The following is a 17279-nucleotide window of genomic DNA, read 5'->3' as shown; positions in this document are numbered from 1 at the left end:
AAATAGAAAATATAATAATGGGTTCAATAAAGTTGCAAACCCAAGACTTGGGTGCTACAAAAGAAGTGGGATGAATGTAATGAATTTTATACTAAATCCAAAGTTACTTGAAACAAAAATAAAGGACGGAGCATGTTTGCTCAATCCTTTACAATACTATCTATTATTTCTCTACTCTATTAGAGTGATATTTTCTGATGATATACTCGGAAAACCTTTATACGCACGAAGAAACTGACTTTGATTAGGGTTGATCTGCTCTATATTTGTTCAAGGGTTTGGAAGTTCTTTCGGAATTGTTTTGGGGTCATGTTCTTGTAGAGCTTAAACTGTTCTATGAAATAACTGGTGGTAGAGAAGCCGACGCTCAATGCGATGTCGGTGACACTAAGCCCTGAGGTAGTTAGTAAGCTCTCGGCTTTTGAAATCCTGATAAAATTAACATAGGCACTAAAATTTCTATTCATGGCGGATTTGAAAAACCTAGAAAAATAGCTATAACTCACAGCGCATAGTTTTGCCATATTTTGAATAGAAATTTCTTGGTCAAAATGTTCGTCCACATAGTCGAAGACTTTCTGTAAGCGTTCTATATTGATTTTATCAAGGGCGTGAGTTAGATTTAAATCAAGTCCTTTTTCCTGCCAACTTCTAAGAATCCAAAGAAATACTTCACCAATGTAGGTGCGAATTGCCAGTTCGAAACCATAGGCTCTTTCTTGATCTTCATGTAGAATTTTTTTAATAAGATTCGGTATAGGTGTATTGACGGTTTCTTCATAAGTAAATAATTTTTGGTGAACGGATGTTTTCATGGTAAAGGGTAGTACATATCTGGATTCGAATATAGACTGAGTAGTGGTATAGAGTAACTTAGGATCAAACCGGATTACTATGTATTTGTTAACACCTTCTGAGGCAGCAAAGATATTATGAACTTCCATGGAATTGATTACCACCATATCACCTACACCAAAAACATAACCCTGACCATCCAGAAAGATATTAATACGACCGGACAAACAGAATAAAATCTCGATATGGTCATGATAATGTGAACCGACAATCAGTTTACGACCTTCAATGGCTTGGGTATGGGTTCTGAAAGGGTAAGATATACCATCTTCAATAAATTTTTCAGTTTCTAAGTAGCCTTCCATAGTTATCTCCTTAAGGACAAATATTTGATATTTTTTTATTGTTTTATTATATTATATATAATGACGATTAGCTATACTTAAAGCATGGAAAAATCGATTAAATCATATTGTGAAGGAGTGAAGGAATTGAAAAAAATAAAAATTGGAATTATCGGATGCGGTGGCATTGCCAATAACAAACATATGCCGGCGCTTCTAGAACTGGACAATGTTGAGATGGTGGCATTTTGTGATATTGATGAAGAAAAAGCTCAAAAAGCGCTCAAAGAGTTTGGTGCTAAGGGTGCAAAAGCATATATCGATTACCAAGACTTGTTGAAGGATAAGAACATACAAGCTGTTCACATCTGTACTCCAAATAAATCTCATGCAAAGATTACCATAGCGTCTTTAGAGTCAGATAAACATGTTATGTGTGAAAAGCCTATGGCAAAAACTGCAAAAGAGGCAAGAACTATGTTAGAGGCAGCAAAAAGAACAGGAAAGCTTCTAACCATAGGTTATCAGAATCGTTATAGAGAAGACAGTCAATATTTATATAAAGCTTGTCAAAGAGGTGATCTTGGTGAGATTTACATGGCAAAAGCCCATGCGATTCGCAGACGTGCTGTACCTACCTGGGGTGTATTTTTGAATGAAGAAGAACAAGGTGGTGGACCTCTCATTGACATAGGTACTCACGCTCTGGACTTAACACTTTGGACCATGAACAATTATAAAGTAAAGAGTGTTAAAGGTAGTGTTTATAGAAAACTGGCGAATCAAACAGAAACAGGCAATGCTTGGGGAGATTGGGATACAAAAGCTTATACAGTTGAAGATTCAGCATTTGGTTTTATAACCATGGAAAATGGTGCGACTATATTCCTTGAATCAAGTTGGGCTCTTAATACTCTAGATGTTGGTGAGGCCCAAACCACCTTATGTGGAACCAAAGCTGGTGCAGATATGAAAGAGGGCCTTAGAATTAATAAAGTTGATTTCAACGAGTTAACGACGGTGAAACCAAGTCTTGGGGGTGAAGGTGTTGCTTTTTACGAAGGTAGTGTAGAAGAACCTGAAGTAACAGAAGCTAAAACCTTTTACAATGCCATAATAAATGGGGCAGAACTTACGGTAAAACCTGAGGAGGCTCTAGTAGTCACAGAAATCCTTGAAGCCATCTATGCATCGGCAAAAACAGGGAAGACCATTGAATTCTAATACAACACATGAATCAATAGAATGCTTTTAGAAAGAGGTGTATCATGAAATTAAGTGTGTTTACAGTACCATATAGCAGTTTATCTTTAGAAGAAACCTTAAAAAAGCTTAGTGCTATGGGTGTTCAAGCAGTTGAATTAGGAGCAGGTGGTTATCCGGGTAATGCTCATTTAAATGCAAAGACGCTTTTGGCTGATGACGAGAAAGTGCAAGCGGTTAAAGCCTTGGTAAAAAAATATAATATTGAGATTGCAGCTATATCTTGTCACGGGAATTCCGTACATCCCGATGCAACCATAGCAAAGAACTTTCATGACCAATTTATTGATGCTGTTTTATTGGCGGAAAAACTAGAAGTACAAACAGTTATCACCTTCTCAGGTTGTCCTGGTGATAGTGAAGGATCCAAATACCCGAATTGGGTTACCTGCCCATGGCCAGATGATTTTGGAACCATATTGGACTATCAATGGAATGAAGTGCTGATTCCTTATTGGAAAGATACGGTTGAATTTGCTAAACAGCATAATGTCAATAAGATAGCTCTTGAAATGCATCCTGGATTCTGTGTGTACAATCCTGAAACATTATTGCGCCTAAGGGAAGCAGTTGGTGATGTTATTGGCGCCAACTTTGATCCAAGTCATTTGTTCTGGCAAGGTATAAATCCTGTAAGTGCTATAAAAGCATTAAAAGGTGCAATTTATCATTTCCATGCAAAAGACACCAAAATTGATGAAAGAAATGTAGGCATTAATGGTGTTTTAGATAATAAAAATTATGGTGATGTACTTGGCCGCGCTTGGGTGTTTAGGACAGTTGGTTATGGACATGATCAAGAGATATGGAATGATATGATTAGTATGTTAAAGGCTGTAAAATATGATGGTCCCATAAGTATAGAACATGAGGATGCATTAATGTCTATAGATGAAGGTCTTTCAAAAGCAATTGAGTTTTTGAAAGAAGTGATTATTTTTGAAACCCCTACAAGTATGTGGTGGGCTTAGTTAGGAGAAAAAATGTTAAAGCTTGGCATAATTGGATATGGTGGTATTGCGGCCTATCATTATAAAAATCTGAAAAAATATAGAAGACTTAAGGTGAAAGGTATATATGACATTAACCCACTAAGGCAGGAAGTAGGCAAGAAGGATGGCCTAATAGCCTATGCTTCAAAAAAAGCATTATTGGCGGATCCTGAGATTGATATTGTTTTGGTGGCGACAACTAATGAAGTTCATAAGGAGTTATCAATTGAAGCTATGGCAGCCGGTAAACATGTAATATGTGAAAAACCGGTTACCATGTCTTCAAAAGAACTGGAAGAAGTTATGGAAGCGGCCAAGAAATACAACAAGGTATTTACCATTAATCAAAACAGACGGACCAATAAAGATTTTGTTTTAATGAAGCGTTCAGTGGAAGCGGGGCTACTGGGAGATGTTTATGTTATAGAATCCAGAGTGGAAGGTTCAAGAGGTATGCCTAAAGGGTGGCGCACGTTAAAGGCACTCGGAGGTGGTATGATGTTTGACTGGGGTGTTCATTTAATTGACCAGTTAATGTACATGATTGATGAGTCTGTAATTAATGTTTTCTGTAAGATGTATAATATCGAGTATCCTGAAGTGGATGATAACTTTAGGTTAACTATGACATTTGAAAGTGGCTTGACAGCTCAAGTGGAAGTATCTACCAATAATTATTTGACGCATCCTAGATGGTATGTTCTAGGAACTCAAGGAACCCTAAGAATTGAGGATTGGGACTGTGATGGGAAAATAGTAAGATGCCTAGACAAGGAAAGCGTATGGGAAGATGAGATTGTCTATACCAAGGCAGGGCCAACTAAAACCATGGCGCCAAGACGTCCGGAAACAATTGAGACTATTATCTTATCGGAACCCATGGATATAGAAGACAGTATTACTAAAGTATATGACAATCTTATAGATACTATAGAAGGTGTAAAACCACTGACCATAACAGCAGAACAAGCTATGAGGGTGATGAAGGTTATGGAAGCTGCCTTTGAGTCCGTAGAAAAGCAACAAGCGATACAAGTTAAAATCTAATTGTAATAGTGGTTAAGGCGTCAAAACTATATAGTTGAACTTTCACCTACCATATGTAGTTATGAATGTATCAACGTAATCTACATATGGTAGGCGAATTTAGTGAAACTTAGTTTTGACCCTTTAACCAATAGTATTAAGTATTATGAAGGCTGCTTCTAAATGAGGCAGCCTTCCTTAAGCCATATAGTCAGTTTTAGGCACTTTATGGTTGAGGTAGGTTGCTGTTGAGGGATAGGTAGTATATATGTATGTTTAGTTCATTGGGGTGAATATTTTTTCGGCAGAGGAATCGTGACAATATAAAATAAATTCTTTCTCGGTCATGGGTTTGCCATAATAATAACCCTGTATAATATGACAACCTTTTGCTTCTAAATATCCAGCTTGGAACTCTGTCTCCACACCTTCGGCGACCACTTTTAGATTGAGGGCTTGAGCCAACATAATAATGGAGTCGATGAGGATATAGTCTGTATCCGGTTGGGTGATTTCATCGATAAACTTCTTGTCAATTTTTAGTTCTGTTAGAGGTAATTGTTGTAGGTAACTCAGCGAGGAATACCCTGTACCAAAATCATCCAAAGATAGTGAAATTCCATGAGCTCTAAGCTTCTTAAGCTTACCTAATAGGATTTCATAGGATTCAATGAGTATAGATTCAGTAATCTCTAACTGAAGATAGCTGGGCTCAAGATCAAAAGAAGCGAGGGTCTCTAACAGATCTTCAACAAAAGTAGCTTCTAAGAGCTGAATGACCGATATGTTCACCGAAACAAGGAAAGGTTCTTCCATATAATCTAACATATCTAGAGTAAATCGTATGGCTTGTTCCAAAACACATTGACCTATTGGTAGAATGAGTCCACTAGATTCTGCAAGAGGGATGATCTTAAGGGGCGATACGATTCCAAGTTCAGGGCTTTGCCATCTGAGCAAAGCTTCAAAACCAACAATTTTATGGGTTTTTGAATCAATCTGTGGTTGAAAGTTCAAGGATAGTTCTTTATTTTCATAGGCTTTTCTCAAGTGGGAGACCAAGATAAAATCATTTTCCTTTTTGTCACCCATTTGAGGTTCATAATGCCTATAAGTGGATTTCCCTGTTTTTTTTGCATGATACATAGCCATATCCGCTTGTATCAAGAGTTCATCTAAATCAGGGCCGTCATCAGGGAAAATACTATATCCTATACTGGAGGTTAATCGAATATTTTCATCATCGATGTGGACCGGACGGATGAAAAGATTTTTTAGGCTATTCATTACTTGAAACAAATAAGCTTCAGTATCATCTTGTGCTACTGGAATAAGAAGAATGAACTCATCGCCATTAAGTCTTATTGTAAAGGTACTTTCTTTAAAGTCATTAAGTCGAACAGCAATGACTTTTAAAACCCGATCACCAAAGGAGTGGCCATAAGTATTATTAATATATTTGAAATTATCTAGATTAATAAAAACCAATGCTGTTTTTTGGGTCTGATTATTTGAGGACAGTACCATTTGACTAAAATGTTGGTTTAAAAAATTACGGTTAGGCAATGATGTGAGAGGGTCATGATAGGCTTCATGTTCCAGATTTAATTGATAAGATAAAAGAGCATCATTCTGAATTTTTAGAGCTTGTTCGGAAGTGGATAGTTGTTCATTTAATATTTGTAAATCATTTTTCTGAGAAAGGATTTTCTGTTCAGATAACCTATACTTTCGTATACCAATCATAAGAAAGAAAATGAAAAGTATGAGGATACCAAGGATGATTTCGATGGTTAAAACCAATTGGGAATAGGTTTCAAAAAATGAGAATTGTTCATTTAATATTACAATATCTTTTGGCAAAGCGTTTTTATCTAATTTAAAACGGTTCATTTGATTCTCATCTACTGCGGTAAAAACAGTTGCTTCTTTAACATGTTCTAGGTCATCTGCGTGTATACCCTCTAGAATTTGGATTGCCAGTTTGCCCATTTCATGGCCTTGCAACCGACCACTCAAAAAAGTGCCACCGATAATGCCTGTACCAAGTAAAAACTCATCAATAGAATAAACAGGCACAGCACTTGTAGAGGATATCATCTGACCAAAGTATTCAGGTATCTCCATCAAGCCATCTACTGAACTATTATAAGAAATCATCATAATGACACTGTATTCTTCAAAAGTCGCTACTTCAAGTAGAAGATCAGCAAAGGACAAATGTGAAATATTATTAATTTCATATGCGTTTGAATCGAAGCGGTCAAGTGCATCAAAAAAAGTATCTGCTGTTCGGAGTCCGCTTTCGCTGAAATCATGAATTAGATGGATTTTGTTCACATCAGGTTGTAAAAGAGAAATCAAATCAAGAGTCCCCTCAGGACGCATTACCTCATAGACGCCGGTTACGTTTGTAGCTTCGCCAAGAATCTCATTAGCTGTAGACTCAATTATACCGCTGAACACGATAGGGGCATCATGAAACAATTCTAGACGGTGATCCAATGCAAAAATCAGACCCATGTCATCCGTGGTTAATATAAGATCGATTGTTATATCTTTATATTTATTTTCGAAAAAATGACGACTTTCATCCAGAAGTGAGGCATTTGGAAATCTCTTCCAGTCTAAAAATTCAGTATAAATGATGGCATTCGGATACTGGTCCTTTAAGATTTCAATTAAACCTTGGTTTTGCTCCAGAGTCCACTCATAAGTAAAGTGGTAGGCGTTAATTATTAATATATTTCTTGAGCGTGATTGCTCACTGGCATTTGTAAAGCTTGATGCCATATAAATCAAAAATAGAGACACAAAAACAAGCAAAAATTTTTTCATAAATAATCTCCTTAAACCCTCATATGTAGTATCCTTATACTACAAACTAATCTTAACGACTTATAGAAAAGCCGATATACTGCTATTGTACCATACATAAACAGGTATTCAAGCATTACCTTTAGGATAAGATTGATTTTTTGAGGTTATTATAATATGATGTTTTAGGCGTCAAAACTATATGATAGTTGAAGGAAGCGCAAGATAGAAGGAGGCTTTAACATGTTCAGAGAACAAATAAGCAGTTATACACCGTTAAATGAACAAGAACGTAGTGATAAGAGGCATATTTATCACTTTATAGAGCAATTTCCATATAATATTCTATATAGAGAGAACACCTTAGCTCACATCACAAGTTCGGGCTTTATAATGAATAAAGAATTAACGAAGGTCTTGGTTATTTATCACAAGATTTATCAAGCATGGGGGTGGACCGGCGGACATGCTGATGGAGATGAAGACTTATTAAAGATTGCGTTAAAAGAGGCAAAAGAAGAAACAGGTCTAAAGAGCATTAAACCATTATCAAAACAGATTATGGCAATGGATATATTACCAGTTTGGGGTCATATGAAGCATGGTCGTTATATAAGTGCTCATTTACACTTGAATGTAGCATATGTGTTGATTGCTGATGAATCAGAACTTATTCATGCTAATGAAGTAGAAACAAACGGTGCAAAGTGGATCAATATAAGTGAAATTGGTCATCATTCATCAGAACCAAAATTAATCTACGTTTATGAAAAATTAATAAAAGCGGCTCAAGCATTTGATCCTAAAAAAGAGTATACTAACAGCGCTAAAAAAGAAACGAAAAAGACCAGTGCATATGACGCAATTAAAAATGCTGCCATTCCTATTGCCATCCATGAATCGAAAAGTGCTTATTATAAAGTTAAGCTTGTTAAAGAGATTGTTGTTAGGGGTGGTGGTGGCATAAAAGGCACTTCAAGTAGTATCATTAGGCAAATTATGAAAAGCAAGAAGAAATAAAGCATGAATCATCATACTTCCATCACACTTCCATCACAATTGTTTTGTATAATACAAACATAAAGTTAATCATACTTTAAAACAAATCATAAGGAGATGGAAAAAATGAAAAAAGCAAAAAAATTAGTCGTAACAATGGGCGCTTTAGTATTAGTAGCAGCAACAAGTATTGGTGTATATGCAGCGGAACAAGGTAGTCCGGCACAAAGCCTATCAGAATTGACAGGTAAGAGTATTGAAGAAGTGTATGAGGCAAAAGGGGATTCGACTTTTGGTGCCTTAGCGCAAGAACTTGAAGTTATCGAAGCATTTAGGACTGACATGGTAGCGATTAAATTGGCAATTATTGAAGAACGTGTTGCCCAAGGAACCTTAACGAGAGATGCAGCGGATGAAATGATAGATGTTTTTCGTGAAAATCAAGAAAATTGTGACGGTTCAGGGTTGAGTCAAGATAAAGCCAAACTTGGCTTAGGATTTGGACGAAGTAATGGCATGGGCAATGATAATGGTGAAAAAGTTGCTGGTGGCAATGGGTTTGGAACTCAAAGTCGATCCGGACAAGGTCAAGGTACACGTAATAGATAGCACAACATTCTTAGAAGATTTCTAAATATGGTTAAAGGGTCAAAACTAAGTTGCACTAAATTTTTGAAGTCCTCAATAGAAGATTGGGGGCTTCTTTGTGTGTTATTAAGAAATAATACTATGCTTCACGATAGACATGAATAAATGATATAATGGTTAAAGAAAGAGGTTAATTATATGGAGCCGGTAAAAGTTCTAATTGCAGACGATGAAAAGGGTATACGGAATATTATTGTGGCGTATTTAAGTCAAGTAGGCATTGAAGTGATTGAGGCCGTTGATGGTGTGGATGCATTGAACCAATTCAAAAATCATAGCGTAGATCTTGTGATTTTAGATGTGATGATGCCAAAAATGGAAGGTTGGACTGTCTGTAAAGAGATTAGAAAAGTCTCTAAGATACCAATTATCATGTTAACCGCTAGAGGAGAAGAATATGATAAACTATTAGGTTTTGAACTAGGTATTGATGACTATGTGGTAAAACCTTTTAGTCCTAAGGAACTAAGAGCTAGAGTCAAGGTTCACCTAGCAAGAAGACAGGATTTACTAGAAGAAATACCAAAAAAGCAGGAGATAACTTTTGGTGAACTCAGAATTGACTTGGACGCAAGAAGTGTTTGGCTTATAGATGGCTATCTGCAATTGACACCAAAAGAATATGAACTGCTTGTCTTTTTTGCTAAGAATCCGAAAAAGGTATTTAGTAGGGAACAACTATTGGGCTCGGTATGGGGCTATGATTATTTTGGTGACGACAGGACGGTCGACACCCATGTTAAAACATTGAGAGAACATTTGAAAAGCTATAGAAAATGGATTGTAACCATTTGGCGCATAGGGTATAAATTTGATCCGGAGGCTGATTTATGAAAAAAATAGGCACAAAACTTTGGATGGGTATGATGATATTAGTTGTTTGTATGCTTCTGCTATTGTGGCTTTTTCAAGTGGTATTTCTAGAAAAATTCTACATGTCAATGCAAATCAATAAACTAGAAAGCAGAAGCGAACAAATTGTATCCAATTTGATGAAACAAGAAGGAGATTTAAGCAAAGTTCAAGTCATGAATATGCGAGATGAACTTGAGGCTTTTGTGTATACCTATAATACGAGTGTACAAATTGTTGATGTTACCGGTGATATCATTTATCAGATGGATTACAATAATGAACAGCCGTTCTCAGGAATGAACAGAAGACAAAACACTCAAATTCTAAACAACACCTTAAATGGAGAAAAGGATAGAAGTCTTTTTAAACATCCTAGATTTGATATTGATTACCTAACTTTAGGTGTGCCGATTATGAGTATGGAGACGAGTCGAGTACAAGGCGCACTGTTAATTATGACAACTATGGCGCCTGTTTCAGATACGGCAGGTATTATTAAACATCAACTCATTTATATAACCGCAATCTTACTATTGGTAGCATTTGGGATAGCATATATGATTTCTCATCATTTGAGTCAGCCAATTATGAAGATTAATAGAGCGGCCCAAGAAATAGCACAGGGGAACTGGGATATTCATATGAATAAAATGGGAGAAGACGAAATAGGTCAGCTAGCTGAAACCATAAAGAATATGGCTGTATCCCTAAAAAAAACAGATAAATTAAGGAAGGAATTAATAGGCAATATATCCCATGAACTCAGGACACCTCTTAGTCTCATTCGTGGGTATGCAGAAACCATTCGGGACATTAGTGGGAAAGAACAGGAAAAAAGAGAAGGACACTTGGAGATTATTATAGACGAATCTGAAAGATTAGGACGCTTAATTGATGACATTCTAAACCTGTCTCAATTGGAAGTGGATGGGATTAAATTGAAACAAGAACCGATAGATATAAAAGCACTTCTTGATAGTATAAAAAATAGGTTTATGGATTTGGCACAAAAAAAAGCCATAAACCTAGAAGTAATCCTAGGAGAAGTCCAGATGGGTTTTGGTGATTATAAGCGCATCGAACAAGTCATGATCAATCTGGTGGGCAATGCATTTAATCATACCCCATCGAATGGTCATATTTTTATAAAAGCCAATCAGATAAAGAATTATATTAACATAGAAGTCATCAATGAAGGTGTTGAAATCAGAGAGGAAGATATAGAACATATTTGGGACCGTTATTATAAAGTGAATCGAGCCACCAATGAAAACTCAATAGGTAGTGGCTTAGGGCTCGCTATTGTAAAAAATATTTTACACGCTCATAAGGTTGATTTTGGTGTAGAAAGCCATAAAGGTGGTAAAACTGTTTTTTGGTTCCAATTAAATTGTGGTGATTCTGGCATTAAAAAATAAGACGAATAATTCCGACGGTTATGGCAAGACAGACTATAGGAATAATAAGCGCTAGCCCAACAGGTATAAGAACAAAAAACAATAGTACACCAACAATACCAAGGGCAAGACGAATAATTCCGATGCTGACTTTAAACATTAGGCTTAAAATAAGACCTAGGATAGCAAAAAATAATAATAATTCTAACATATTCAATCATCCTTTCTTAACAGATGTCATTCAGAGAAACTTAGTTTTGACATTAATTATAGTGTAAGAGCATATATTTATTAGGACCTTAATAGAGGATTAAGATTTAATTAAAAAGATGATTTGTCAATCTTTACAAATATAAAGGTATATGGGATTATTAAAGTAAGCTTAATATATAGATGAATAGCTTCTTATATGAGAAGCATGAAAGGGTGACAAGATGAAAAAAGATTGGAATAACCCATTGGTAATTGGTATAAATAAAGAGAAAGCAAAGCACGAAGCCGAGAGTTATCATTCTCTTGAAGACTATTTGAATCAAGTGTCAAGTAGAAAATCCTTAAATGGTATTTGGAAATTCTATTATTGTAAAAATGATATGGAACGACCAAACGGTTTTTTTGATAAAGCGATAGATACCAAGGACTGGGATCATATTAATGTGCCTTCTGTTTGGGAAACACAAGGGTATGGCAAACCTTATTATTTAGCCTTTGATTATCCGCCGGCAATTAGCAAAAAAGCTAAAGAGATACCTAGGATAGATGAAGAGAAAAATCCTGTAGGTATATATAGAAAGGATTTCACCATAGAAGATACAGGGACTCAGAATGACATTTTTTGCCATTTTGGAGCAGTAAAGTCAGCTTTCTATCTATATATTAACGGTCATGAAGTAGGATATTCTCAAGGTTCAATGACACCTTCCGAATTCAATATAACGGGGTTTGTAACGCCGGGTGAAAACCAAATGACTGTTGAGGTTTATAAATACAGTGACGGTACATATCTTGAAGATCAGGATATGTGGTTTATGGCCGGTATTTATAGGAATGTTTACATCTATCAAGAATCAAGAATTGGCATTAAAGACTTTTATTTCTATAATACCTTTGATGCAGCTTATGAGAATGCTTTTTTACACAGCGAAATAACACTTAAATCTTTTAGCGATGTTCACAGCTTAGAAGTGTATATAAGTGAAAAAGAAGGGGAACTGGGTCAGTGTATCTTGAACAAGTCTGAGTTAACGATGGTGAATCGAGATGTACTTCAGATTCAAAATCCTAATAAATGGAATCATGAAACGCCCAATCTTTATTTTTTGACTTGTATCCTTAAGAATGAAGATGGAGAAATAATTGAAATAAAAGGTACGTCTTATGGCTTTAGAACTGTAGAAATCAAGAATGCTCAGTTTTTAATTAATGGTGTTCCAATTATTTTCAAAGGGGTTAATCGACATGAGTTCAATCCAGACACAGGCTGGTATTTGCCAAGGGCTCTAAGAGAACAAGACATTAAGATTATAAAACAGCATAATATCAATGCAATTCGTACAGCACATTATCCCAATGATCCTCATTTGTATGAGCTTTGTGATCGTCATGGTCTGTATGTTATAGATGAGGCGGATGTTGAAACCCATGGTGTACGTAAAAAAAATATACCTGGTGATAATCCCATGTGGACCAATGCTGTTGTAGACCGTATGAATCGTATGGTCCTTAGAGACCGACAACACCCAAGTGTTGTGATGTGGTCTCTTGGCAATGAGGCCGGATATGGTGATAATTTTAGAATTATGAAAAAAGAGGCTATGATGTTAGACCAGACAAGACCGTTTCATTATGAAGGTGACTTAGATTTGAAAGTGTCAGACGTTCTGAGTATGATGTACCCTTCTCCGGATAAGGCAGCACAGTATGGTAGATTAGAGAACACGAGAATAACCCTCGTCCAGAATGTAATGAATCAACTATCAGCAGACCAAAAAGCTTTCAAGCGAGAACAATATATGGATAAACCAGTCATGAGTTGTGAATTTGCTCATGCTATGGAAAATAGCTTAGGAAACTTTGCAGAGCATATAAAGGTTTTCGAAACTTATGACAACTGGTGCGGTGGCTTTATTTGGGACTTTGTAGATCAATCCCTTAGAAAAGGCACCAAAGAAGATAAAGACTATTGGGCCTATGGTGGTGATTATAATGAAGAAAAACACCATGGACACTTTTGCGCTAATGGCATTGTATCGGCAGACCGAACCTTGCATCCTGCTATATTGGAAGTGAAAAAAGTATATCAAGATTTTGAGATTCGTAAAGAAAAGGAAGGCTATTTTTTATTTAACAAAAGATTGTTTACGGGGCTTGAAAACTATGAGTTTGTTTTCTTAAGAAAAATAGAAGGTTATATTGTAGAGGAAAGAGTTCTAGAGACACCTTGGATTGAACCTGGTAGTTCAAAGTTGATTTTGGTACCTGAAAGTTGGGAAAATAAGGAAGATACTGTTCATGATGTATTTGTTGCCAAACTTAAAAAGGATACTTGGTTTGCAAAAGCTGGTTATGAAATGGGCTTTGAGCAATTTTGTGTTCAAGAGGTAAGCAATTCTGGGATTAAGGAAGGTGATAAAGTTCAAGTTAGAAAGATTGATGAAGGTCTAATGGTTAAAGGTGGAGAACTGGTGGTTCATTTTATGCGGGAGGATGGATTAATTCACAAAATCCTATTTGACGGGCAATTAATCTTGGATCATAAATTTCAAATGAATTTCTGGAGACCGCCAACAGATAATGATATGGGCTTGGCAAATTTTAGACCTGAGCTACATGGACTTATAAATAGAAGTGTATACAAAAAACTAACTGAACACCCCCCTAAAGCTGTTCGTTTTCTTGTGAATAGAAAAGAGAATAATGTGATCATCACATCTATTTATGATGTTCCTGTGTTTAAAAAGCTTGAAATCAGATATTATGTGAACAGCTTTGGCGATCTACAGATACGAACGATAGCTGAGCCAAAAAAAGATATGATTAGACTGGGTTTTACTTCAGAGTTTAGTGGTGCTTTTAGTAAAGTAGCTTGGTTTGGTAGAGGACCGCATGAAACCTATATGGATAGAAAAAGCGGAGGCAAGTTTGGACGGTATCAACAGGATGTCGAGGACATGCCTCATCAGTATATGCGACCACAAGAAAATGGTCTAAGATCAGATATTTATGAAGTAAGTTTGATGGCTCCTAACAAATCATTAAAAATACAATCATGTCAAACACCTTTATCTTTTTCAGTATGGCCATATAAGATGAATACTTTAGAGTGTGCACGCCATAGTTATGAAATGAAAAATGAAGGCATTGTTACCCTGAATATTGATGGTTATCATAGAGGGGTGGGTGGTGATGAACCTGGTATGCTAAGTCTGCTCGAAGCATATAAATTGCCAAAGCTTAAGTTGTATGATTATCGATTTGTGATGTGTTTTTCAAATAATAATAGACAGTAATCACATAATGTGATAATATATATCATATAAGATTTATTATTACCTAACAGGACAAGGGGGCTCGGATTATGAATGAAATTAGCAATAAGATTCTGTATTATGCTTATCGAGCAGGGGCTCAAGAAGTCATTCGACATAGAAAGCAACTTAATAGCATTAATGTCTTCCCAGTGGCAGATGGAGATACTGGTTCTAATCTTTCTTCCATGATGCATAGTATACTAAATGAATCAAAGCTGGAAAAAGATGTGGGAAATACGATGCGTTCTATTGCAGACGCAGCCATCATTGGAGCTAGAGGCAACTCCGGTATTATATTTGCCCAGTATTTAAGTGGTATAAGTATTGGCTTGGAAAATGGTGCAGGTATTATTAATGTTCATCATTATGTAGAAGCCAACAAAACAGCGGTAGATTATGCCTATGATGCTGTAGAAATGCCTACAGAAGGCACGATGTTAACCTTGATTCGAGTCTGGTCCGAAGCCCTATACCGCTTTATGAAAAAGACGACAGACTTTGGTGAGTTGCTTAGCTATGCATATGGTGATATTGAGGAGGCTCTGATAAAAACTCAATATCAATTAGCCAGTCTTAAAAAAGCAGCTGTTGTTGATGCAGGAGCCAAAGGATTTGTTCATTTCGTAGATGGATTTTTACGATTTTTAAAAGGTGATTACGATTCAGAGATTGTCCATGACTTGAATGAGGCAAATCAGGAGGAAGATTTGCTGGTCAAGGTTGATCATCATGAGGATATGGATTTGACTTATCGGTATTGTACAGAAGCGATGTTAAAGGATATTAAAAAGCCACTCAAAGATATTAAAAAAGATCTTCGGATTTTTGGTGATTCTTTAATTGTTGCCGGTAATGAACGTAGAATGCGCGTACATATTCATACTAACCAACCGGCGGATTTTTTTGAAAAACTTAGGGTGCTGGGACGTGTATCTTATCAAAAAGTAGATGATATGATTATGCAAAGTAGTCTGGTAAAGGAGCGGAAGTACAAAATAGGATTGGTGACAGATTCTATTGCTGATCTACCTCGGTCTTTTGTTGAGACGCATCAGATACAAGTGGTTAATTTGAATATTCTTCATAAAGATGATATATATATTGATCGTATCACCATCAATAATGAAACGGCCATTCGTTTATTAGAAGAAAGTAATGAGCGTGCAACATCCTCTCAACCAGATAAGCAAACTGTTATGTTACAACTCCAAAACCTTTTGGCATATTATGATGAAATTATCGTTATTACAGTTTCAAAAGCCTTAAGTGGTACTTTTAATGTTTTTAAAAAAGTAGCCGAAGCGATAGATGGTCATCCATCCAAAATCACAGTTATTGATTCAAAGCAAAATTCTGCTGCACAAGGTTTATTGGTTATGGAATGTGCAAATCTTATAGAACAGGATATGCCTTATGATCAAATAATTGAAACAATAAAGCTATTGGTGGGTAAAAGCAAGATTCTAGTGAGTGTTAGAAACCTTAATGCAATGATTATGTCAGGCAGACTCAGCACAAAAGGTGGAAAAATTGCCAATCTTATAAATCTTAAGCCTATTGTCACATTAGATAAGGACGGAGAGGGTGGACTTGGAGGATTTGCATTTAGTCATGAAGCTAGTCTTAAGAAAATCAAGAAAAAGCTCATTAAGATTAATAAAACAATAGGCTTAAAAGCTTATTGTGTGGTTCATGCACAGAATTTTGAAGCGGCGAAAGCCTACACTGAGGGTCTAGAACAAGCTTTAGGTATGCCGCCGACTTACTTAGAAGACGTTTCCTCAATCGTTGCAATTGGCGCAGGTGACGGTGCAATAGCCGTCGGTTATATCACTCAATAGGAGGGGATATTATGTTTTTACAAGCTTTAATAATACTTTTTATATATTTTACAGGTTTATTTATATTGGGACAAGTTTTAGCGGACAACTCTATTGTAGATATTGGTTGGGGTGGTGGTTTTGTTATTTTGGCTATTGCCGGATTGCTTCTAGGTCGGGAAATAGGAGCGGTGCATATACTTACTACGTCTTTCGTTCTTATGTGGGGAATTAGATTGGTTATACATTTGGCAAAACGAAACATTGGCAAGCCAGAGGATTATAGATACGTCCAAATGCGTATCAGATGGGGCGAAAAATGGCCAAGACTAAAAGCTTTTTTTAATGTTTATATGCTTCAGATGGTGGTTATGTATGTAGTAGCGTTACCAATTATTGCTTTAGCAGGTGAAGCGGTTGATGGTTTAGGGTTTTTTTCTCTAATAGGAAGCATTGTCTTTGGGATTGGTTATCTTTTTGAAGTGATTGGTGATGAACAATTAAGACGGTTTAAAACTTTACCGGAGAATAAAGGTAAGATTATAACGACAGGGTTATGGAGATATACTAGGCATCCCAACTATTTTGGTGAAGCTATGATTTGGTGGGGTATTTATTTGACGGTGCTTGAGGCATCTCAAACAGCTTGGACGTTCATAGGTCCGTTGTTGATTAATCTATTTCTAAGGTATGTATCAGGTGTTCCGTTATTGGAGAAGAAGTATAAGGATCGAGAGGATTTTAAGGCATATAAGGCGGTTACGCCGGTTTTTGTGCCTTGGTTTCCTAAAAG

13 protein-coding genes are annotated in these 17279 nt (G+C 36.3%); 10 read left to right on the top strand and 3 right to left on the bottom strand.

Annotated elements, in window-relative coordinates; translation table 11 throughout:
• Positions 1 to 260 precede the first annotated feature (260 nt).
• Complete coding sequence (locus AC6F8J_RS09895) at positions 261 to 1160, bottom strand: helix-turn-helix domain-containing protein (protein ID WP_500723011.1); 900 nt, start codon at positions 1158 to 1160, stop codon at positions 261 to 263.
• Positions 1161 to 1277: 117 nt separating this feature from the next.
• Here AC6F8J_RS09895 and AC6F8J_RS09890 point away from each other — a divergent pair, with 117 nt between their 5' ends.
• The 3 genes from AC6F8J_RS09890 to AC6F8J_RS09880 are packed head-to-tail and all read left to right on the top strand — an operon-like array spanning position 1278 to position 4441.
• Entirely contained in the window at positions 1278 to 2363 is a 1086-nt protein-coding gene (locus AC6F8J_RS09890; RefSeq protein ID WP_500723013.1) for a Gfo/Idh/MocA family oxidoreductase, read from the top strand.
• A 44-nt stretch (positions 2364 to 2407) separates the two neighbouring features.
• Positions 2408 to 3373, top strand: coding sequence for a TIM barrel protein (locus AC6F8J_RS09885; protein ID WP_500723009.1), 966 nt, complete (start codon positions 2408 to 2410; stop codon positions 3371 to 3373).
• 12 nt (positions 3374 to 3385) lie between these two features.
• Positions 3386 to 4441 (top strand): Gfo/Idh/MocA family oxidoreductase, encoded by a 1056-nt coding sequence (locus tag AC6F8J_RS09880; protein ID WP_500723007.1) that lies wholly within the window; start codon positions 3386 to 3388, stop codon positions 4439 to 4441.
• A 255-nt stretch (positions 4442 to 4696) separates the two neighbouring features.
• Here AC6F8J_RS09880 and AC6F8J_RS09875 read toward each other — a convergent pair whose 3' ends face one another.
• On the bottom strand, positions 4697 to 7258 hold the full coding sequence (locus tag AC6F8J_RS09875) for an ABC transporter substrate binding protein (protein ID WP_500723005.1): 2562 nt from the start codon (positions 7256 to 7258) through the stop codon (positions 4697 to 4699).
• A gap of 222 nt (positions 7259 to 7480) precedes the next feature.
• On the opposite strand from AC6F8J_RS09875, the gene AC6F8J_RS09870 reads away from it, so the two are divergent.
• From AC6F8J_RS09870 to AC6F8J_RS09855, 4 genes are all read left to right on the top strand, one after another.
• The gene (locus AC6F8J_RS09870) at positions 7481 to 8257 is read left to right on the top strand and encodes an NUDIX domain-containing protein (protein WP_500723003.1); all 777 of its coding nucleotides are present in this window, start codon (positions 7481 to 7483) and stop codon (positions 8255 to 8257) included.
• 105 nt (positions 8258 to 8362) lie between these two features.
• Positions 8363 to 8845: a hypothetical protein gene (locus tag AC6F8J_RS09865; protein WP_500723001.1), complete on the top strand. Its 483-nt coding sequence runs from the start codon at positions 8363 to 8365 to the stop codon at positions 8843 to 8845.
• Positions 8846 to 9022: 177 nt separating this feature from the next.
• Complete coding sequence (locus AC6F8J_RS09860; RefSeq protein ID WP_500722999.1) at positions 9023 to 9718, top strand: response regulator; 696 nt, start codon at positions 9023 to 9025, stop codon at positions 9716 to 9718.
• Positions 9715 to 11157 carry an ATP-binding protein gene (locus AC6F8J_RS09855; RefSeq protein ID WP_500722998.1) on the top strand — a complete coding sequence of 481 codons (1443 nt, stop codon included), beginning with the start codon at positions 9715 to 9717 and terminating at the stop codon, positions 11155 to 11157. Before AC6F8J_RS09860 ends, AC6F8J_RS09855 begins: the two co-directional genes overlap by 4 nt.
• Here AC6F8J_RS09855 and AC6F8J_RS09850 read toward each other — a convergent pair.
• Positions 11147 to 11347 (bottom strand): hypothetical protein, encoded by a 201-nt coding sequence (locus AC6F8J_RS09850; protein ID WP_500722996.1) that lies wholly within the window; start codon positions 11345 to 11347, stop codon positions 11147 to 11149. The genes AC6F8J_RS09855 and AC6F8J_RS09850 overlap by 11 nt on opposite strands.
• Before the next feature lie 223 nt (positions 11348 to 11570).
• Between AC6F8J_RS09850 and AC6F8J_RS09845 the strand changes: the two genes are divergently transcribed.
• The 3 genes from AC6F8J_RS09845 to AC6F8J_RS09835 all read left to right on the top strand — a co-directional run.
• A complete protein-coding gene (locus AC6F8J_RS09845) occupies positions 11571 to 14645 on the top strand; it encodes a glycoside hydrolase family 2 TIM barrel-domain containing protein (protein ID WP_500722994.1) in 3075 nt (1024 codons plus the stop codon).
• Positions 14646 to 14713: 68 nt separating this feature from the next.
• Positions 14714 to 16507, top strand: coding sequence for a DegV family protein (locus AC6F8J_RS09840; RefSeq protein WP_500722992.1), 1794 nt, complete (start codon positions 14714 to 14716; stop codon positions 16505 to 16507).
• A gap of 11 nt (positions 16508 to 16518) precedes the next feature.
• Positions 16519 to 17279 (top strand): DUF1295 domain-containing protein (locus AC6F8J_RS09835; RefSeq protein WP_500722990.1); only part of this gene is annotated, 761 nt, incomplete at its 3' end.

It is taken from the genome of Petrocella sp., from assembly GCF_059865615.1.
Note: the sequence above shows the minus strand (reverse complement) of the source record. Positions and strands in the feature narration are given on the sequence as shown.